The sequence below is a fragment of the Streptomyces sp. UF-297 genome (assembly GCF_058245575.1).
The window spans coordinates 1-17,029 of sequence record NZ_JBSIBZ010000138.1 but is presented as its reverse complement, the minus strand read 5'-3'; the positions used below and the strand labels follow the sequence as shown (position 1 = coordinate 17,029).

The window sequence follows — 17,029 nt, the reverse complement described above, 5'->3', positions numbered from 1 at the left end:
GGCGGGGGTGTCCGGGGTGGGGGTGGTGTTGGGGGGTTGTGCCTGGGAGGGGATGGTGGGTGTGGCAGGGCGGGGGTGGGGGGTGGCGGTGCTCATCGGGGGGTGGCCTTCCGGGGGTTGAGGGGGTGGGTGTGCCCGGGGGGGCGTAGGGGTGGTGCGGGGTACGTCCTGGTCCCGGGGCGCGGCGGGTGCCTGCGGGTGGTGCGTGCGGCGGGCGTGAGGGTGTGCGGGCCGTACGCGGCAGGGGCCGTCCCGGGGTGGTGGCGCCGGTGGCTCGGGGTTCGGGACGTTCGGCGGGCCCAAGTTACTTGTGCAGGCGGGGGCTTCCGGGTCCGTACGGGGCGAGTCCACCCTTACGTGCGACAGCGGGAGCGGTGGGCTGCCGGGTGTCTGCTATGGGTGGGGTGTGAGGGGCGCAGGGTTTTGTCCGTGCGGTTGTGGTACGGGGCGGTGCGTTCCTCTTCGTACGTCCCAACTACCCTTTATCGCATGGACATAGGACCGCTCAATCCGGAACCGGCGCCGCTGCTGGTGGGGCTTGTCTGTTTCTTCGTCGTCTTCGGTGTGTTCGCGAAGGTGCTGCTGCCGCGTATCAGCAGGGTGTTGGCGCAGCGCGAGGCGGCGACGGTGGGGCTGGAGGGCAAGGCCGCCGAGGTCCGTGCGCAGGCGCAGCAGGTGTACGAGGAGTATCAGGAGCTGCTGGCGCAGGCGCGGCACGAGGCGGCGCGGCTGCGGCAGGAGTCGGCGGAGCGGGGTGCGGTGCTGATCGCCGAGCTGCGGGCGGAGGGGCAGCGGCAGCGGGACGAGATGGTGGCGGCGTCGCGGGCGCGGCTGGCGGCGGACCGTGAGCTGGCTCAGGCCGCGCTGCGGGTGGAGGTGGATGTGCTGGCGGTGGAGCTGGCGGGGCGGATCGTCGGGGAGTCGCTGGAGGATTTCGCGCGCGATCGGTGACGGTCGGGCGGGCCGTGCGGGCCGTCGGGTTTCCTCAGGAGGGGGAATCCGGCGGCCCGTTCGGCATCCGGGGTCGCGGTGCGGGCGTTATGGCGTGCTCGTGGCCGCCTCCTGGACGCGCAGGGCGCGGCGCAGGTCGTCGAGCTGGTCGTCGAGTTTGCGGCGCAGGGCGGGGATGGGGTCGGCCTCGCGCAGGCACTGTTCGCCGAGACGGAGGGTGTCCTGGTCGACGAAGGGGAGCGGGAAGGCGCTGCGGGAGGAGATGGCCTCGGCGATGGCGGGTCCGCGGCGGGCGGCGAGGGCGACGGCTTCGGTGAAGTAGCGGGTTGCGTAGGGGCGGAGCAGGTCGAGCTGTTCGGGCGCCCAGAAGCCGGTGATGGTGGCGGTGAGCAGGTAGTTGGAGAGGGCTGCCTGGTCGTCGGTGGTGAACAGGGCGTCCCAGGCGGCCTGTTTGGCGGCCGGGTCGGGCAGGGCGGCGCGGCAGCGGACGGCGCCTTCCTGGCCGGTGGCGCTGGGGTCGCGGGCGAGTTCGGCGTCGATGGCGGCGTTCAGGTCGGCGGCGGGGGCGGCGCCGAGGGTGATGAGGCGGGCGAGGATGCGCCAGCGCAGTTCGGGGTCGAGGGCGGGGCCGCCGGGGACGCTGTCGCCGTCGAGCCAGTCCTGGATGCCTTCGGGGGTGGTGGCGCTGTCGATGAAGGTGCGTACGGCTGCCAGGCGCAGGCCCTGGCCGTCGCCGTTCTCGCTGCCTTCGGTGCGGCGCAGGATGTCGCGGCAGAGGGCGCTGAGGGTGGCGAGTGCGGCGGGGCGCTGCTCGGCGGGGAGGTAGCGGTCGGCGATCTGGGTGCGGGCGAAGGCCAGGACGCCCTGGACGACGGCGATGTCGGTTTCGTGCGGGAGGTGGGTGCGGGCCGCGTCCAGGTAGGCGGCGGGGGCGAGTTCGCCGTCGCGGACCATGTCGCGGGCGGCGTTCCACACCACGGCGCGGGTCAGCGGGTCGGGCAGTCCGCAGAGCGAGGTCTGGGCGGTCTGCCAGGAGTGGGGGTCCAGGCGGACCTTGGCGTAGGTGAGGTCGCGGTCGTTGAGGAGGGTGAGGGCGGGGCGGGGGCCGGGCAGGCTCAGGGAGCGGCTTCCGCCGCCGGCGGGGAGGTCGCTCTCCACGCGGTCGCGCAGGCGGAGGCGGGCGGGGTCGTCGGCGTCGCGGTCGTAGAGGCCGATGGCAATGCGGTGCGGGCGGGTGCCGGCGTGGTCGATGGTCAGCTGCCAGCCGGCGCCTTCCGCGAGCTTCGTGAGCGACTCCTCGTCCAGTTCCTTGGCGGCTGCGCGCGGCTCGGCGGTGCCGGCGCCCGCGGCGGCGAGCTGGTCCGCGGGGACGAAGCCGGATGTGGTGGCCGCCGTCGGTGTGAGGGTGTCCACGCCGGTGGTGCGCAGCCACTGCTCGGCCCAGGCGTGGACGTCGCGGTCGGTGGCGCGGGCGAGGGAGTCGATGAAGTCGGCGAGGGTGGCGTTGCCGAAGCGGTGGCGGGTGAAGTGGTCGTTGATGCCGGCGAGGAAGTCCTTCTCGCCCATCCAGGCGACGAGTTGGCGCAGGGCGGAGGCGCCCTTGGCGTAGGAGATGCCGTCGAAGTTCAGGAGGGCGGAGGCGGTGTCGGGGACGTCTTCGGGGGTGGGGGCGACGGGGTGGGTGGAGGGGCGCTGGTCGGCGTCGTACCCCCAGCCCTTGCGGGCGACGGCGAAGTCGGTCCAGGTGTCGGTGAAGCGGGTGGCTTCGGACAGGACCTGGTAGCCCATGTATTCGGCGAAGGACTCGTTGAGCCAGATGTCGTCCCACCATTGGAGGGTGACCAGGTCGCCGAACCACATGTGGGCCATCTCGTGGGCGATGACGATGCCGCGGGTCTGGCGCTCGGTGTCGGTGACGGCGGAGCGGAAGACGAATTCGTCGCGGAAGGTGACCAGCCCGGGGTTCTCCATGGCGCCGGCGTTGAATTCGGGGACGAAGGCCTGGTCGTAGGAGTCGAAGGGGTAGGGCTCGTCGAAGATGGCGTGGTAGCGGTCGTAGCAGCGGTGGGTGATGTCGAGGATTTCCTCGGCGTCGGTGTCCAGGTGGGGGGCGAGGCTGCGGCGGCAGTGGATGCCGAAGGGCAGTCCGGCGTGTTCGGTGCGTACGGAGTGCCAGGGGCCGGCGGCGACGGCGACGAGGTAGGTGGAGATGGGCGGGGTGGGGGCGAGGGTCCAGTGTCCTTCGCCGGTGTGCTCGGCGATGCCGTTGCCCAGGACGCTCCACTGGGGCGGTGCGGTGACGGCGAGCTGGAAGACGGCCTTGAGGTCGGGCTGGTCGAAGGCGGGGAAGACGCGCTGGACGTCCTCCATGAACAGCTGGGTGTAGACGTAGGTCTCGCCGTCGGCGGGGTCGGTGAAGCGGTGCATGCCCTCGCCGGTGCGGGAGTAGCGCATGTCGGCTTCGATGCGCAGTTCGTGGTCGCCTGCGGTGAGGCGGGGCAGGGGCAGGCGGTTGTCGGTGAGGGTCTCGGGGTCGAGGGGGTGGCCGTCCAGGGTGGCGGAGTGCAGCTGGGCGGGCTTGATCTCGATGAAGGTGTCGGCGGTGTCGCGCGCGCTGAAGTGGATGACGGTGCTGGAGGTGAAGTGGTCGGCGCCGTGGGTGAGATCGAGGTGGATCTCGTAGCGGTGGACGTCGATGAGTCGGGCTCGGGTGTGCGCCTCGTCGCGCTTCAGTGCGGGCATGGGTTCATGCTGCCGTACGGCACTGACAGGGTGCACGCGGGTTTGGGGCGGGCCTGGGGGTGCGGGCTCGGGGTGCGGTGGGGGCGGCTGCCCGCCGGGGGTTTCGTTGTGTCCGTCCTCCCCCAGGCGCTTGAGGAGGGGCCCCTCGCCCATGTGGAACGTCTGCCCGCGACGGGGGCGTTACGAGCTGGTGGCGCCGCCCAGCAAGGGCGGGTCGTCCGGGTCGGGGATGCGGGTGGACCAGCCCCCCGGCACGGTGTGGTGCCGGCGGGCGCGGAAGCGGATGGGGGCGGTGCCGACGCGGCGGGTGAACAGGCGGCTGAAGTAGGCGGGGTCGTCGTAGCCGACGCGGCGGGCGACGGCGGCGACGGGGAGTTCGGTGGCGGCGAGGAGTTCTTTGGCGTGGCCCAGGCGGATGCCCAGGAGGTAGTCCTTGGGGCTGCATCCGGCGCCGCGGCGTACGGCGGTGCGCAGTGCGGCGGGTGTCATGCCGTGGCGGGCGGCGTGTTCGGCGACGGTCAGGGGGAGGAAGGCGTCGCGGGCCAGGGCGGTCAGGACGGGGTCGCCGTCGGGGCCGGTGTCGGCGCGGGCGCGGCGCAGGGCGACCAGGAGTTCGTGGACGGCGGCGGAGGTCTCGACTTCGAGGAGGGGGTTGCCGCGGCGGGCGGCGCGGGCGATACGGCCGATGGCGGCGCGGGCGGCGGCGGTGTCGGCGAGGGGGACCAGGGGGCGGTCGGGTTCGATGTAGCCGAGTTCGGTGTAGGTGGCGGTGGCCGGTCCGGTGAAGTCGACGAAGCTCTCGTCCCAGCCGGTGGTGGGGTCGGGGCCGTAGTGGTGCGGGACGCCCGGGGTGATCCACAGCAGGGCGGGGGCGGTGACGGGGCGGCGGTGGCCGTCGGGGTGGGTGAGCCAGCCGCGGCCCGCGCTGATGACGACGGCGACGTGGTGGTCCAGGGTGCGGGGTCCGACGGTGGGCAGGGTGCCGTGCTGGAGTCCGACGCCCAGGCACACCAGGCCGAGCTGGTGGTGGAGCGGGCTGGGCGTGAAGTACCGCATCCAGGTGTGGTACATGCCGGGTGCCTCCGCTCGCCTCCGTAGGTCCGCGCATCCGCGTCACTTCTCGGACGCGGCCGCGGTACAGCTGAGTCCAATCAGCGCCGATCTTTGTCCATGGACGGCCGTGCCGCCAGAGGGTGAGGGTGATCGGACGTGGCGGGTCGACAAGGGCCGGACGAAGGGTGCGGGCGCGGTGGCCGAGTTCGCGGTGGGTGAGCGGGATTTCGTCCTGGAGGGGCGGCCGGTGCGGCTGCTGTCGGGGGCGCTGCACTACTTCCGGGTGCACGAGGCGCAGTGGGACCACCGGCTGGCGATGCTGGCGGCGATGGGCCTGAACTGTGTGGAGACGTATGTGCCGTGGAATTTGCACGAGCCGCGGCGCGGGGAGTTTCGCGAGGTGGGGGCGCTGGGCCGGTTCCTGGACCGGGTGCGGGCGGCGGGGCTGTGGGCGATCGTGCGGCCGGGTCCGTACATCTGCGCCGAGTGGGAGAACGGCGGGCTGCCGCACTGGCTGACCGGTCCGCTGGGGCGGCGGGTGCGGACGCGGGACGGGGAGTTCCTGGCGGCGGTGGACGCGTGGTTCGCGCGGCTGCTGCCGCAGGTGGTGCGGCGGCAGTGCACGGCGGGCGGTCCGGTGCTGATGGTGCAGGTGGAGAACGAGTACGGGTCCTACGGCTCGGACCGGGGGTATCTGCGCCATCTGGCGGACCGGTTGCGGCAGTTGGGCGTGACCGTACCGCTGTTCACCTCGGACGGCCCCGAGGACCACATGCTCAGCGGCGGCTCCGTCCCGGGCGCGCTGGCGACCGTGAACTTCGGGTCGGGGGCGCAAGAGGCCTTCGCGACGCTGCGGCGTCACCAGCCGGACGGGCCGCTGATGTGCATGGAGTTCTGGTGCGGGTGGTTCGCGCACTGGGGCGAGGGCGCGGCCGAGCGCGACCCGGCGCAGGCCGCGGGCGCACTGCGCGCCGTCCTGGACTGCGGCGCCTCGGTGAATGTCTATATGGCGCACGGCGGTACGAGCTTCGGCGGCTGGGCGGGCGCCAACCGCTCCGGTCCTCTGCACGACGGCGTACTGGAGCCGACCGTCACCTCCTACGACTACGAGGCCCCGGTGGACGAGCGCGGCCGCCCCACCGAGAAGTTCCACCGCTTCCGCGAGGTCCTGGCAGGCTTCGCTGACGGTCCGCTGCCGGCCGTACCCGAGCCCTGGCCGGTCCTGGACACCCCGGTGCGGGCCGTCCTGGACGGCTGGGCCCCGCTGGCCGAGGTGCTCGCGGCACTCGGCGGCCCAGAGGTGGAGGCCGCCGTCCCGCCCTCCTTCGAGGACCTGGACGTGGACCGCGGTCTGGTGCGTTACTCCTTCGAGATCCCCGGCCCCCGTGCCGCCTACGACCTCTCGGTGAGGGGCCTGCGCGACCGCGCCACGGTGTACGTGAACGGCCGGCGCGGCCCCGTACTGGACACCGAGCAGGCCTGTCTCGGCCCCGTCACCGGCCCTGCCTCGGTGGACCTGTGGGTGGAGTCCCTGGGCCGCGTCAACTACGGCCCGCGCCTGGCCGAGCCCAAGGGCATCTGCGGCGGCCTGCTCCACGAGCGCCAGTACATCCACGGCGTACGGGCGCGCGGCCTGCGCCTGGACGCCCTGCAGAACCCCGCAGCAGTGGCCTTCGGCCCCCCGACTGGCGAATCCCCCGGCCTGTACCGGGCCACCCTGACCATCACCCGCCCCGCCGACGCCGCCCTCCAACTCCCCGGCTGGACCAGAGGCTTCGCCTGGCTCAACGGCTTCTGCCTGGGCCGCTACTGGTCCACCGGACCCCAGCACACCCTCTACGTCCCCGGCCCGCTCCTCCACGAGGGCCCCAACACCCTCCTCCTCCTGGAACTGGAGGGCGCCCCGCCCCTTGTGGGGGAAGGGGCGGGGGCGCCCGGTCTGGTGCCCTGACGCCGCGCGGGCAGTTCGCGCACTTCGAAGGTGTCCAGGATGAATTCCGCCGTGCCGTCGTCGCCGGTCTTGTGGAGGCCGACCCAGGTGTCGCCGGTGGGTGGGGCGGTGAATTCGTAGGTGTGGGTGGTGGGGTGGGTGGCGGCGGGGAGGGGGGTGCGGGTGAGTTCGTGGGGGTCGGGGGTGTCGGTGGCGGTGATCCAGGCGTATTGGGCGGGCTTTTCGTTTTCGTAGCGGAAGGTGATGCGGTAGCGGCGGCCGGGGGTGAAGCGGACGGTGTGGGGGACGGTGCGGTAGACCAGGCCGACGTTCTCGCCGCGGGATTTGAGGGACTGGGTGGCGTCGATGACGTCGTCGACGGCTTTGCCGTTCCAGCCGCGCTGGGTGTACGGGGCGTGGCGTTGGGCGATGTGGGTGCGGGGGTCGGTGGCGCCGCCGGCGTCGCCCTTGACGAAGACGCCCCAGCCCTGGGGGACGTGTTCGAAGTCTTCGTGGGCGAGGGCGTCGCCGGGGGTGGGGTGGGTGGTGCGGACGATGCGGAGGTTGTCGAAGCGGATGCGGGGCTGTCCAGGGGCGGCGCGCAGGGTCAGGTCGGTGGGTCCGCCGCCTTCGGGGACGGTGAAGCGGGTGGACATGCGCTGGAAGCGGGTGCCGTGTTTGCGGTCGGCGGCGACGTAGTTGGCGGCGGTGGAGGTCTCGGTCCAGTTGGTGGCCGTGATGCCGTCGGCGGTGCGTACCTCCAGGGTGGCCCGGCGCCGCTCCCCCGGTTTCTCGCCGACCTCGACCTGTACGGAGGCGGCGTACGTACCGGGGGCGAGGCGGGCCAGGCGCTGGGTGACGGTGGCCGCGGCGCCCGCGCCGATGACCAGTTCGTAGTCGCCGAGCGGACTGCGCCGCACCTGTGCGGGACCGCTTGCCTGCCAATTGCCCTGCAGTGTGCCGGAGTTGAAGCCGGGGTCGGCCAGCGGGGTGCCCTCGCCCCAGTCGGGGCCGCCTTGTGCCGGGGCCCGGTCGCGGTAGAGGACGTAGGGCTGTCCGGCGTCGGCGGTGAGGGTGATGCGGCCGCCGCCGGCTCTGAGCCGTCTCTCCTGTGTCCGGCCCTGGTCGGTGAGGCGGTAGGCGTACACGGCGCGGGTGCCCGACCAGGCGCGCGGCAGGGTCCAACTGGTGGTGCCGCCGCGGGGGTTGTAGTGGTAGAGCTTGGCGGGGTCGGTGGCCCGGCGCGGCTCCCAGGGCAGCAGGTACGTACCGCCGTCGTACACGAGCCGCCCGTCGGTGGTGATCCGCCGTACGCCGCCGGTGTCGGACACGGCGGTGCGGGTCGGCCCCTCGAAGGTGATCTCGTGCTCGGCCCAGGTGCGGATCGGGTACGCCTGGAGGTACTTGGCGGGCAGCGCGTCCCGCCAGATGATCTCGTAGAAGGCGTTCCAGTCGGTCTTGCCGACCCAGCCCTCGAAGTTGCCCATCCGGGCGGCGCCGAGCAGTGTGGGCCATTTGTCGGCGAAGACGTCCTTGTGGTGGTTGCGCAGGAAGCGGATGAGGCGGGAGTTGATGCCGCGGGAGGTGTCGGGGCCGTAGTCGGTCTCGGTGGCCCAGTGGGACCACAGGGCGGAGCGCTCCAGGCCGTGGCCCCATTCGGTGGTGATCTGCCAGCCCATGGCGCGCAGTTCGCGCTGGAGGCGGTCCGAGGTCCAGCCCGATTCGCGGAAGACGTCGATGTAGAGGGTGTTCAGGGCGGGGTCGGTCTCGCGGCGCAGCTGCCGAAAGCGGCGGACGATGTCGCCGGAGAGCAGGTCGCGGCGCTGGTCGATGCGGTAGGACTGGTCGAGCCAGTCCCACTGCTCGTTGTTCTTGTCGACGAGCGTCTCGGAGAAGGCGTGGGCGACGGGGTAGGACTCGGTGGCGTTGACGTGCACCGCGAAGTCGCTGTTCCACTTCTTTCCGGCGCGCAGCAGCGCGTTGAGGTCGGCGAGGCCGCCCGCCCGCTCGTTGTAGTTGCCGCCGTAGTCGGGGTGCGCGGAGTCGTGGCCCTCGGACTGGTAGCCCTTGAGCAGGGTGAACTGGCGCAGTCCGTCGGTGGCCAGCGCGATGCGCTTGACGTTGTCGAGGGTGGCCAGGAAGGGGTTGGTGGCCTGGCTGGCGAAGTTGAAGGGGATGTGCGGGACGACGCGCAGGTGCTGCTGGTCGGCGCCGAGGGGGGTGACCATGATCTCGCGCAGTGCGATGGCGGCGTCCTGCCAGTCCGCCGTGCCGTCCCCGTTGCGGTCGCGGGTCAGGATGACGGTGGCGTACGGGAGCGGCTCGGTGTCGTCGGCGGCGGCGCCCTGCGCCCGGTGGGTCCACTGCCCGGGGGTGAGCCGCGCCTCCAGGCGCCCGTCGTGGCGTACGGTCTGCCGCCACAGCCGCCCGTTCTCCCAGCCGGTGCCCCCGGTGGGCCGGTCCACGACGGTATTGGCCTCAATCGCCGCCGCCAGCCGCCCGGTTGAGACGACCCCGTAGGCACACCCGACGGGCGCGGCGTCCACCGCCGCCCCCTCGGCGATCCTGACCAGCGTGTCGCCGCTCTTGGCCTTGTCCAGGTCGATCCGGGCCGCCAGCAGCGCACCGCCGGGCTGGTCCTCCCGTACGGTCAGCAGCGCCAGCCCGGGAATCTGCAGCGTGCCGACGGGCCGGGCCGCGGTGTCCGCGATCCTGGTGACGCGCCAGCCGACCTGCCACCCCTTGACGGCGATCTGCACACCGATCTCGGTGCCGCCGTCGAAGGCGAGGGTGTAGGCGATGCGGTCCGCGGCGGCGCGGGAGGTGACCGAGGGGGTGTACGGGACGCCGTCGAGCAGCACTTGCGTAACCGGCTCGCCCTGGCCGTACAGCACGGCCCCGCTTTCCCGGTCGGTGTACGAGAGGACGCGGGGGAAGTCGACGCCGACCCGAACGGCCAGCTCGGCGGAGCGGAGCGTGGCCTCACCGGCGGCGTGGGCGACGGCGGTGCCGAGTGGCAGAGCGGTGGCGATCCCGGTCAGCGCGGTGGCGGCCACCACACTCCTGCGGCCGGGCCCCCGACCGGCCCCTGTCGGCTCGTCCACGCCCACTGCCCTCCTCGCACCGGCACTGCCTGTCGCCGCACAGCGTGCTCGGCGAGCGCGGGGCGCGCCCATGGACAAAGCCGGGGCAGGACTTGGACTAACGGCGACGGGCCACGGCCCGCTCCGGGGCCGGTGGCCCGCCTGCGGGACCGGGCCGCAGCCGGGGTCCGGCCCCGGCTGCGCTTCACGAGCGATGTCGCCCGCGGCTACGGCTTCGAGGCGTGCCCGTCGCGGGCGCTTTCCTCCTCGTAGCGGGCGACCTCCTGGCGGACCAGTTTCATGGTGTCGATGCCGGCCGGGGCGCCTGCGTAGACGGCGCACTGGAGGGCGACCTCGGCGAGTTCCTCCGGGGTGCAGCCGTTGCGGAGGGCGCCGCCGATGTGGAGTTTGAGTTCGGCGGGGCGGTTGAGGCCGGTGAGGAGGGCTACCAGGAGGAGGCTGCGGGTGCGGCGGTCCAGGCCCTCGCGGGACCAGGTGAAGCCCCAGGAGTACTCGGTGATCAGCTCCAGGAGCGGCTTGGCCGGGTCCCAGTCGCGCAGCATGGTGTTGACGTACTGGTCGCCGAGCACTTCGCGGCGGATCTTGTCGCCCTCGGTGTGCCGTTCGGACGGGTGGTGCATGAGGACCTTTCACATGGGGGTGCGGTGTTGTGCGCTTACGTCTGAGGTGATGTGACGTGGCGTCAGGCGGGCTGAAGGGCGGGGAAGTTCAGGCCGAGCAGTTGCCGGGCGATGGCGTCCGCGTCGCCGAGGATGACGGAGTCGACGCCGGGGCGGATGCCCGCGGCGGTGGCCCAGTGCACGCCCTCGGTCGGGACGCCGAACGCGTGCAGACCCGGGTGCGGCTCCCCGCTGCGGGCGATGACCCGGTACGGCGCGCCGGTCACCTCCAGGGCGCCGGTGTGGTGCTCCTGGTCGGCCTTGGTCAGGGCGTGGCGCCGTGCGGTGCCCTCGTCCACCAGCCGCCGGATCAGCGGATCGTCGGCGCCGGCGATACCGGCGGCCGGCAGCCGGGCCTCGATGAGGACCGTGCCCTCGCGCCGGCTGCCGTCCAGGTGCGGCGAGTGGGCCACGAAGCGGCCTGAGGTGTCGGTCAGCACCTCGAAGTCGGGCCCGAGGACGTCCAGGATCCCGGCCTCGATGAGCGCGATCATCTCCTCGATGCGGCTGGCCGGGGGGCCGATGGAGACGAAGCCGTTGAGCGGGGTGTAGAAGCGGGCGACGTGGTCGCGGTAGGAGTCGGCGGCGACCCGGCCGTGGTCGATGACCTGACGGACCTCGTTGCGCAGGTCGCGCATGGCGTCCAGGGCGGCCTTGACGGGGTTGTCCATGTTGCCGCCGCGGCTGTTGTGCAGGTCCTCGTGCAGGTACTCCAGCAGCCATGCGGTGTACGCGGCGTGGTCGGCGGGCCGCGCCCCGCGCCAGGGGCGGCCGATGCGGTCCCAGGACCAGTGGTCGGCGGCGTCGATGCCGTACCGGCCGAGCACCTCGGGCAGTTGCTCGTCGCCGGGCCACGTGCCGAGTTCGGCGGCGAGCGCGTCGGCGGCGCCGGTCCGGCCCTGCTGGCGCAGCAGGGTGGTGTAGTAGACGAGCTGGACCTCGCGGGTCACCAGCGGCCAGACGTCCCGCAGGAAGTCCAGGCCGCCGGTGGTGTCCGCCTGGTGCTGGAGTTGGGCGATGACCTCGGGGGTGAGGTAGCGCGGGTCGTGCCGGCCGCTGACGCCCTTCTGGTTGGCGCCGCGCGCGTGGTACGGGATGCCGCGTCGCGAGCCCGCGTACAGCCGCGGTTCCTGCCCGGAGGGCACGTACGTCAGCTTGCCCTCGCGGCGTTCGTAGCGGCCGCCGCGGCCCTCGGTCAGCAGGCTGAGGTAGTCGAAGAAGTTGAGCCCGAGGCCGCGCAGGATCACCTCGGTGCCGGGGGCGATGCCGCGCCGCAGGTCCACGTCCGCGGGGTTGGCCGGGGGGATGTAGCGCAGGCCGCGCTCGGCGGCGAAGGCGAGCATCAGCCGTTCCTTGGTGTGCAGGGCGCCCGGCAGGTGGCCCAGGGCCAGGACCACGCGGTCCGCGACGATCGGCTCGGCCGCGTCGATCAGGTGGATCTGGTAGCGGTCACTGGCCAGCGGGGTGACGCCGGTGGCCCGGGATATGTGCAGCTGTACGGTCACGCCGTCGGGGGCGCCCGTCACCGCGCGGTCGAAGACCCACTGGAGGTAGTGCCCGTACAGCGCCCGGCTGGGGTAGTCGTCCGGGCCCAACGAGCGGGCCTGCTCGGCGAGTTCGGCCCCGAGCCGGTCCTCCAGGGTGTCCTGCGGCAGCTCGCGCAGCCACTCGTGCAGGCTCGGTCCCGGCACGATCGGGCCTTCGCAGCTGACGCTGGGGTCGGTGTACATCGTGACCTGGGACGCCACGGTGTTCATCAGCAGATGGCGGGACTGCGTGGGTCTCCAGACGTTTCCCGAGCCCGGGGCGTGCGAGTCGATGGCGTGCACGAGGACGGTCCGGCCGGGGTGGGCGCGGGCGTTCTCCATGACGCGTTCCAGCACGGATAACCCGCGCGGGCCGAGTCCCACGATGGCGAGTGTGGTGTCGGGGACGCTGTTGGGGGTGCTGGTGAGGACGCCGTTGGGGAAGGCGGAGTGGTTCATGGGGGTGGTGCTCCGTGTTTCAGGGGGAGTTCGGGGTGATCGGGGAGTTCGGTGTGATCGGTGTGATCGGTGTGATCGGGGAGTTCGGGGCGTGGAGAGTCGGGGCGGTCAGCGGTAGTTGACGGGGAGCCGGAGGCGTGGGGCGTGGGGCGTGGGAGCCACGGGGTCCGTGGGAGCTGTGGGGCGCGGCCCCCGGGGCGGAGGTCTACGGGGATCAGCCCGCCGCCGCGGGCAGGGCGGCGCGGGTCTCCTCCCACAGGGCGCGGGTGATCTCGGCCGCCGGCGCGCACCGCGCCTGGCGGAAGCCGGCGCCGGCCCACAGGTGGAGGCGTTCGGGGTGCCCGTTCTGGGCGGCGGCCGAGCGCAGGCCCCGGGTCAGGTGGTGGACGTGCGGGTACGCGCCGGGGGCGGCCTCGCCGTGCGCGTCGATGAAGCGGTTGCGCAGCCCGCGGGCGGGGCGCCCGGAGAACGCGCGGGTGACGACGGTGGCGTTGAAGCGCTCGTCGGCCAGCGCGTCCTTGTGGGTCTGCGCGGCTCCGGACTCCTGCGCGCGCAGGTAGAGCGTGCCCAACTGGGCGGCGAACGCGCCTTCTTGGAGTACGGCGGCGATGTCCGTACCGGATCCGAGGCCGCCCGCGGCGACGAGCGGCAGTCCCACCTGCTCGCGGACCGCGGCCAGCAGCTCGGGCAGCGGCACGTCCTCCGGCTGCGCGGCGACCTGGTGCGTGCCCCGGTGCCCGCCGGCCTGCGGGCCCTGGACGCACAGCGCGTCCACGCCGGTGGCGCGCGCCGCCTCGGCCTCGGCGACGGTGGTGACGGTGGCGGCCAGATAGCTGCCGCACTGGTGCAGGGCCTGGACGACGGAGACGGAGGGCAGGCCGAAGGTGAAGGTGACCATCGGGACGGGCTCGCTCAGGAGCACGTCGATCTTCTCGTCCCACGCGTCGTCGTCGGCGTCCGGGATCGGGTCGGGCAGTGTGAGGCCGTACTCCTCGGCCTCGGGGCGCAGCCGGTCGCGGTAGGCGGCGACCGCGGCGGCGCTGCCCGGGTCCGGCGGGCCCGGTACGAAGAGGTTGACGCCGAAGGGGCGCCCGGTCAGTTCGCGGGTGCGCCGTATCTGGTCCCGAATGCCCTCCGCGGTGCGGTAGCCGGCGGCCAGGAATCCCATGCCGCCGGCGCTGTTCACCGCGGCGACCAGCTCCGGTGTGGAGGCGCCGCCGGCCATGGGCGCCTGGATGATCGGGATGGCCAGCTGGTCGGGGTGGAACAGCACCGGGAGTCCTCCAGGGGGCGTGGGAGTGGTGTACGCGGGCGGGTGGACCGGGGCGCGGCGCGATGTGCTCCGTGCTGCCGGTCCAGTGGATCAGCCGAAGGTAAATATAAGGATGAAAGGGGGTTAATGGTCGTCAAGAGGGCGTATCGACTGGGGAGTTCGGCCGGAGCGGCTCAGACCTGCGCCGGGCTCACCGTCCGGTGGCGTATCAGGGGCGCGGCGCACAGCGCGGCCAGCAGCAGCACCCCGGCGCTGATGGCCAGGGCGGGGCGGTAGCCGTGCGCGAGGACGGGCTGGACGAGGAGCGGGCCCAGGACCTGCCCCAGGCCGTATCCGGCGGTCATCAGCGCGACCGTGCGCGCCGTGCCCAGGTGCGCGCCGGTGACGAGCGAGAGCTGGGTGATCGCCATGAAGGTGCCGCCGAATCCGATGGCCGAGACGACGGCGGCGGCGGTGCTGTCGAGGACGGCGGGCAGCACGACGGCCGCGGCCTGGACGACGAGGGCGAGGGGCAGCAGGACGGTGCGCGGCACGCGCCGGCTCAGCAGCGTCCACAGCACGCAGGAGGGCAGGACGGCGAGGCCGACGATCACCCAGGCGCCGGTGCCGAGCCAGGACGGGGCCTGGTCCGTGGAGAGCGCGGCCACCAGGAACGTGGCGGCCACGATGTAGCCGACACCCTCCAGGAAGTAGCTCACCGACAGCCAGGCCAGCGGCCCGCGGGCCGGCTTCGGCCGCTCCTCGGCACCCCCCTGGGCAGGGGCGGCCCGCTCGCCGGGCATCCGCGCGATCAGGACGGCGGCCACCGCGGAGATGGCCGCGGACACCCACCACGCGTGCCGCCAGGAGCCGATCTGGTTCACGACGAGAACGGACAGGCCGGTGACGGCGATGCCCACGCCGACCCCGCCGTAGACCCAGCCGATGAGATGCGGGCGGCGGCGCAGCCCGACCTGGACGCCGCGCGCGACGCTGACGAAGACCAGCGCGCTGGCGGCCCCGGCCGCGAAGCGCAGCGCCGCCCATACGGGCAGGGACTCGGTCAGCGGCATCGCGGCCAGCGTGACGACCAGGGCCGTGAGGCACAGACGCGGGGTGAGGCGGGAGCGCGCCAGCGCCGGGACGAATCCGGCGGTGAGCGCGCCGAGCAGATAGCCGAGGTAGTTCGCGGTGGCGATGCTCGCGCCGTCGGAGGCGCTCACCTGCGCCTGGCGCTCCATCATCGGCAGGATCGGCGTGAAGACGAAGCGGCCCACGCCCATGGCGACGGCCATCGCCAGCGCGCCGAGCAGGACGAGGCTGCGCTCGACTCCCCGGCGTTCAAGGGGAGATTCCGGTTCCGGGCGCGCGTCTAAGCTCTGCGTCGTCTCGTCCACAGACATGCTTGGCGACAACCCCCGTAGATGAACGTCCTGCCGACGATGAGTCAAACATGCAATTGATCTGGGCGGAAATGCCTTCGATTCCGCATCTATGCTCTGCATGCATGGACGTCGAACTCAGGCACCTGCGTGCCTTCCTGGCGGTCGCCCGGCTCAGTTCCTTCACCCGGGCGGCCGTCGAACTCCGGGTGACTCAGCCCGCTTTGTCCCGCTCCATCCAGCGCTTAGAGGCATCGGTCGGCACCCGCCTCATCCACCGCACCTCGCGCCAGGTCACCCTCACCCCCGCAGGCCAGTTCACCTACGACCGCCTGCGCCGGCTGATCCCCGCCCTCGACGGCACACTGAACGCGGTCCGCGACAGCGGCGCGCTGCGCCTCGGCTTCTCCTGGCTGCTGCCCGACCCGTGGATGCAGCGCGCCATCGCCCGCTTCGAGCGCACCACCCGCGTCACCGTCGAACTGCTGCGCCGCGACACCCCCACCGCGGGCATCGATCTGGGCGAGGTGGACGTGGCCGTGGTCCGGGGCGCCCCGCCCACCGGCAACGTCGTATCGGTGCCCTTCCTCAAGGAACACCGGGTCGCCGCCGTCTCCACCTCCTCCCCCCTCGCCGGGCGCGACCGGCTCGACTGGCAGGAGTTCCACGACTGGCCACTCGTGGTCAACACGGTCAGCGGCTCCACCACCCCGGCCGCCTGGGACGGCTGCCAGGCCCCCGCATCCGTGGTGACCTGCGGCAACTACGACGAGTGGATCGAACTCGTCGCGGCCGACCGCGGCATCGGCGTCGTCCCCGACAGCGCCGTACGCCGCACCCCGCACTCCTGCATCCGCTTCCTCCCCATCGACGACGCACCCCCCATCCCCGTACACCTCGTCCACTCCCCCAACAGCCGCCACCCCCTCCTCCAGGCCTTCGTCGAGGCAGCACTGGCCGAACGCCCGGCCCCATGGCGCCCCGGGGCCGAGAACGAGGGGATGCCCGAGGCAGGGTGACCCGCACCGGGCACCGGCCATCAGGTGGGGACCGGCGTTTCGGCGCCTGTCCGGGACGCCGGGGTGTGCGATCTTCGGGGCATGTCGCATGGCGAATCTGCGGGCAGCGGGCGCGGCAACGGGCTTCCGCTGGCCATTGTCGCGTTCCTCTTTCTCGTACTGCGGCTGTTCGCCGTCTGCGGCTATGACTGGCACACCGCCTTCGCGGTGCTGCACACCGTGGATCTGGACGACAGCATCAGCATCGTCGTGGGCACCTTGATGGCCGATTCGCTGGCCGCGGCCGTCTACCTGGCCCTGGTCACGCCGCTCGCCGTCCTGTGGCTGTGGCTGAGCCTGCGCAGGGCCCGGCAGCTGAAGGACCGTTCGTTGGCGGAGCACTGGTCCAACGTGCGCAGCGGGACCCTCCTCCTGCTCGCTGTCCTGGCGGCGCTCTGCGCCTACGTGTTGACCTTCCACGCGTGGTGGCTGCCGCTGATCGCCTTCGCCGTCGGCGCGCTGCTGCTCGCCCTCGTCCACGGGACGAAGACCGAGGGGTGGCTGCAGCGGCCGGCGCTGTGGACGGGGCGGCGTCTCGGGGGGCTGATCGTGGCGGGGTGGCTGCTCGCGGCCGCGACCGTCAGCACCCCCTGGGTGCCGCTGGAGCGCGTCGAACTGCGCGGCGAACCGGAGCTGCGGGGGTACGTCCTGCAGGCCGAGCCCGGCTTCCTCAAGCTGCTGACCGAACAGGGCCGGGAGTTCCGCATCCTCACCGACCAGGAGGTCACCTCCAGGGAGGAGATCTCCGGGCATTGAGGGGGCGGCTGCGCCGGCCGACCAGACGTCGCGGTCCCGGCTCTGCCCGCTGCCCCAGCTCATGTCCGGGGTGGTGCCGGGGGTGGTCAGCCGATGGGGTTGACGAAGGTGGCCGGGTGGGTGGCGCCGTCCTGGTGGACGAGCGGGCCCCAGGGCC

11 protein-coding genes are annotated in these 17,029 nt (G+C 72.8%); 4 read left to right on the top strand and 7 right to left on the bottom strand.

Annotated elements, in window-relative coordinates; genetic code table 11:
- The first annotated feature begins 489 nt into the window (after window positions 1–489).
- Window positions 490–951: a F0F1 ATP synthase subunit B family protein gene (locus tag AC4IJH_RS41250; RefSeq protein WP_490857171.1), complete on the top strand. Its 462-nt coding sequence runs from the start codon at window positions 490–492 to the stop codon at window positions 949–951.
- Between the two features lie 87 nt (window positions 952–1,038).
- On the opposite strand, the gene pepN is transcribed toward AC4IJH_RS41250, so the two are convergent.
- Together pepN and AC4IJH_RS41240 are read right to left on the bottom strand one after the other, a co-directional pair.
- Entirely contained in the window at window positions 1,039–3,693 is a 2,655-nt protein-coding gene (gene pepN / locus AC4IJH_RS41245) for an aminopeptidase N (protein WP_490857170.1), read from the bottom strand.
- A 180-nt stretch (window positions 3,694–3,873) separates the two neighbouring features.
- Window positions 3,874–4,764, bottom strand: a complete 891-nt coding sequence (locus AC4IJH_RS41240) for a helix-turn-helix domain-containing protein (protein WP_490857169.1) — start codon at window positions 4,762–4,764, stop codon at window positions 3,874–3,876.
- Window positions 4,765–4,942: 178 nt separating this feature from the next.
- On the opposite strand from AC4IJH_RS41240, the gene AC4IJH_RS41235 reads away from it, so the two are divergent.
- The gene (locus tag AC4IJH_RS41235) at window positions 4,943–6,697 is read left to right on the top strand and encodes a glycoside hydrolase family 35 protein (protein WP_490857168.1); all 1,755 of its coding nucleotides are present in this window, start codon (window positions 4,943–4,945) and stop codon (window positions 6,695–6,697) included.
- Here the strand turns inward: AC4IJH_RS41235 and AC4IJH_RS41230 are convergent.
- From AC4IJH_RS41230 to AC4IJH_RS41210, 5 genes are all read right to left on the bottom strand, one after another.
- On the bottom strand, window positions 6,583–9,780 hold the full coding sequence (locus tag AC4IJH_RS41230; RefSeq protein ID WP_490857167.1) for an endo-alpha-N-acetylgalactosaminidase family protein: 3,198 nt from the start codon (window positions 9,778–9,780) through the stop codon (window positions 6,583–6,585). The genes AC4IJH_RS41235 and AC4IJH_RS41230 overlap by 115 nt on opposite strands.
- 206 nt (window positions 9,781–9,986) lie before the next feature.
- A complete protein-coding gene (locus AC4IJH_RS41225) occupies window positions 9,987–10,400 on the bottom strand; it encodes a carboxymuconolactone decarboxylase family protein (protein WP_490857166.1) in 414 nt (137 codons plus the stop codon).
- A gap of 62 nt (window positions 10,401–10,462) precedes the next feature.
- On the bottom strand, window positions 10,463–12,424 hold the full coding sequence (locus AC4IJH_RS41220; protein ID WP_490857165.1) for an FAD/NAD(P)-binding protein: 1,962 nt from the start codon (window positions 12,422–12,424) through the stop codon (window positions 10,463–10,465).
- 214 nt (window positions 12,425–12,638) lie between these two features.
- Entirely contained in the window at window positions 12,639–13,697 is a 1,059-nt protein-coding gene (locus AC4IJH_RS41215; RefSeq protein ID WP_490857164.1) for an NAD(P)H-dependent flavin oxidoreductase, read from the bottom strand.
- Between the two features lie 173 nt (window positions 13,698–13,870).
- Complete coding sequence (locus tag AC4IJH_RS41210) at window positions 13,871–15,079, bottom strand: YbfB/YjiJ family MFS transporter (protein WP_490857163.1); 1,209 nt, start codon at window positions 15,077–15,079, stop codon at window positions 13,871–13,873.
- A 104-nt stretch (window positions 15,080–15,183) separates the two neighbouring features.
- Between AC4IJH_RS41210 and AC4IJH_RS41205 the strand changes: the two genes are divergently transcribed.
- Both AC4IJH_RS41205 and AC4IJH_RS41200 read left to right on the top strand, forming a co-directional pair.
- The gene (locus AC4IJH_RS41205; protein ID WP_490857162.1) at window positions 15,184–16,077 is read left to right on the top strand and encodes a LysR family transcriptional regulator; all 894 of its coding nucleotides are present in this window, start codon (window positions 15,184–15,186) and stop codon (window positions 16,075–16,077) included.
- 81 nt (window positions 16,078–16,158) lie between these two features.
- A complete protein-coding gene (locus AC4IJH_RS41200) occupies window positions 16,159–16,872 on the top strand; it encodes a hypothetical protein (RefSeq protein ID WP_490857161.1) in 714 nt (237 codons plus the stop codon).
- Window positions 16,873–17,029: the final 157 nt, after the last annotated feature.

What these genes read in the sequence shown, in the direction of transcription:
- AC4IJH_RS41250 (WP_490857171.1), top strand. Translation starts at nt 490, where the DNA reads ATGGACATAGGACCGCTCAATCCGGAACCGGCGCCGCTGCTGGTGGGG.
- pepN (WP_490857170.1), bottom strand. Translation starts at nt 3,693, where the DNA reads ATGCCCGCACTGAAGCGCGACGAGGCGCACACCCGAGCCCGACTCATC.
- AC4IJH_RS41240 (WP_490857169.1), bottom strand. Translation starts at nt 4,764, where the DNA reads ATGTACCACACCTGGATGCGGTACTTCACGCCCAGCCCGCTCCACCAC.
- AC4IJH_RS41225 (WP_490857166.1), bottom strand. Translation starts at nt 10,400, where the DNA reads ATGCACCACCCGTCCGAACGGCACACCGAGGGCGACAAGATCCGCCGC.
- AC4IJH_RS41220 (WP_490857165.1), bottom strand. Translation starts at nt 12,424, where the DNA reads ATGAACCACTCCGCCTTCCCCAACGGCGTCCTCACCAGCACCCCCAAC.
- AC4IJH_RS41210 (WP_490857163.1), bottom strand. Translation starts at nt 15,079, where the DNA reads ATGTCTGTGGACGAGACGACGCAGAGCTTAGACGCGCGCCCGGAACCG.
- AC4IJH_RS41205 (WP_490857162.1), top strand. Translation starts at nt 15,184, where the DNA reads ATGGACGTCGAACTCAGGCACCTGCGTGCCTTCCTGGCGGTCGCCCGG.
- AC4IJH_RS41200 (WP_490857161.1), top strand. Translation starts at nt 16,159, where the DNA reads ATGTCGCATGGCGAATCTGCGGGCAGCGGGCGCGGCAACGGGCTTCCG.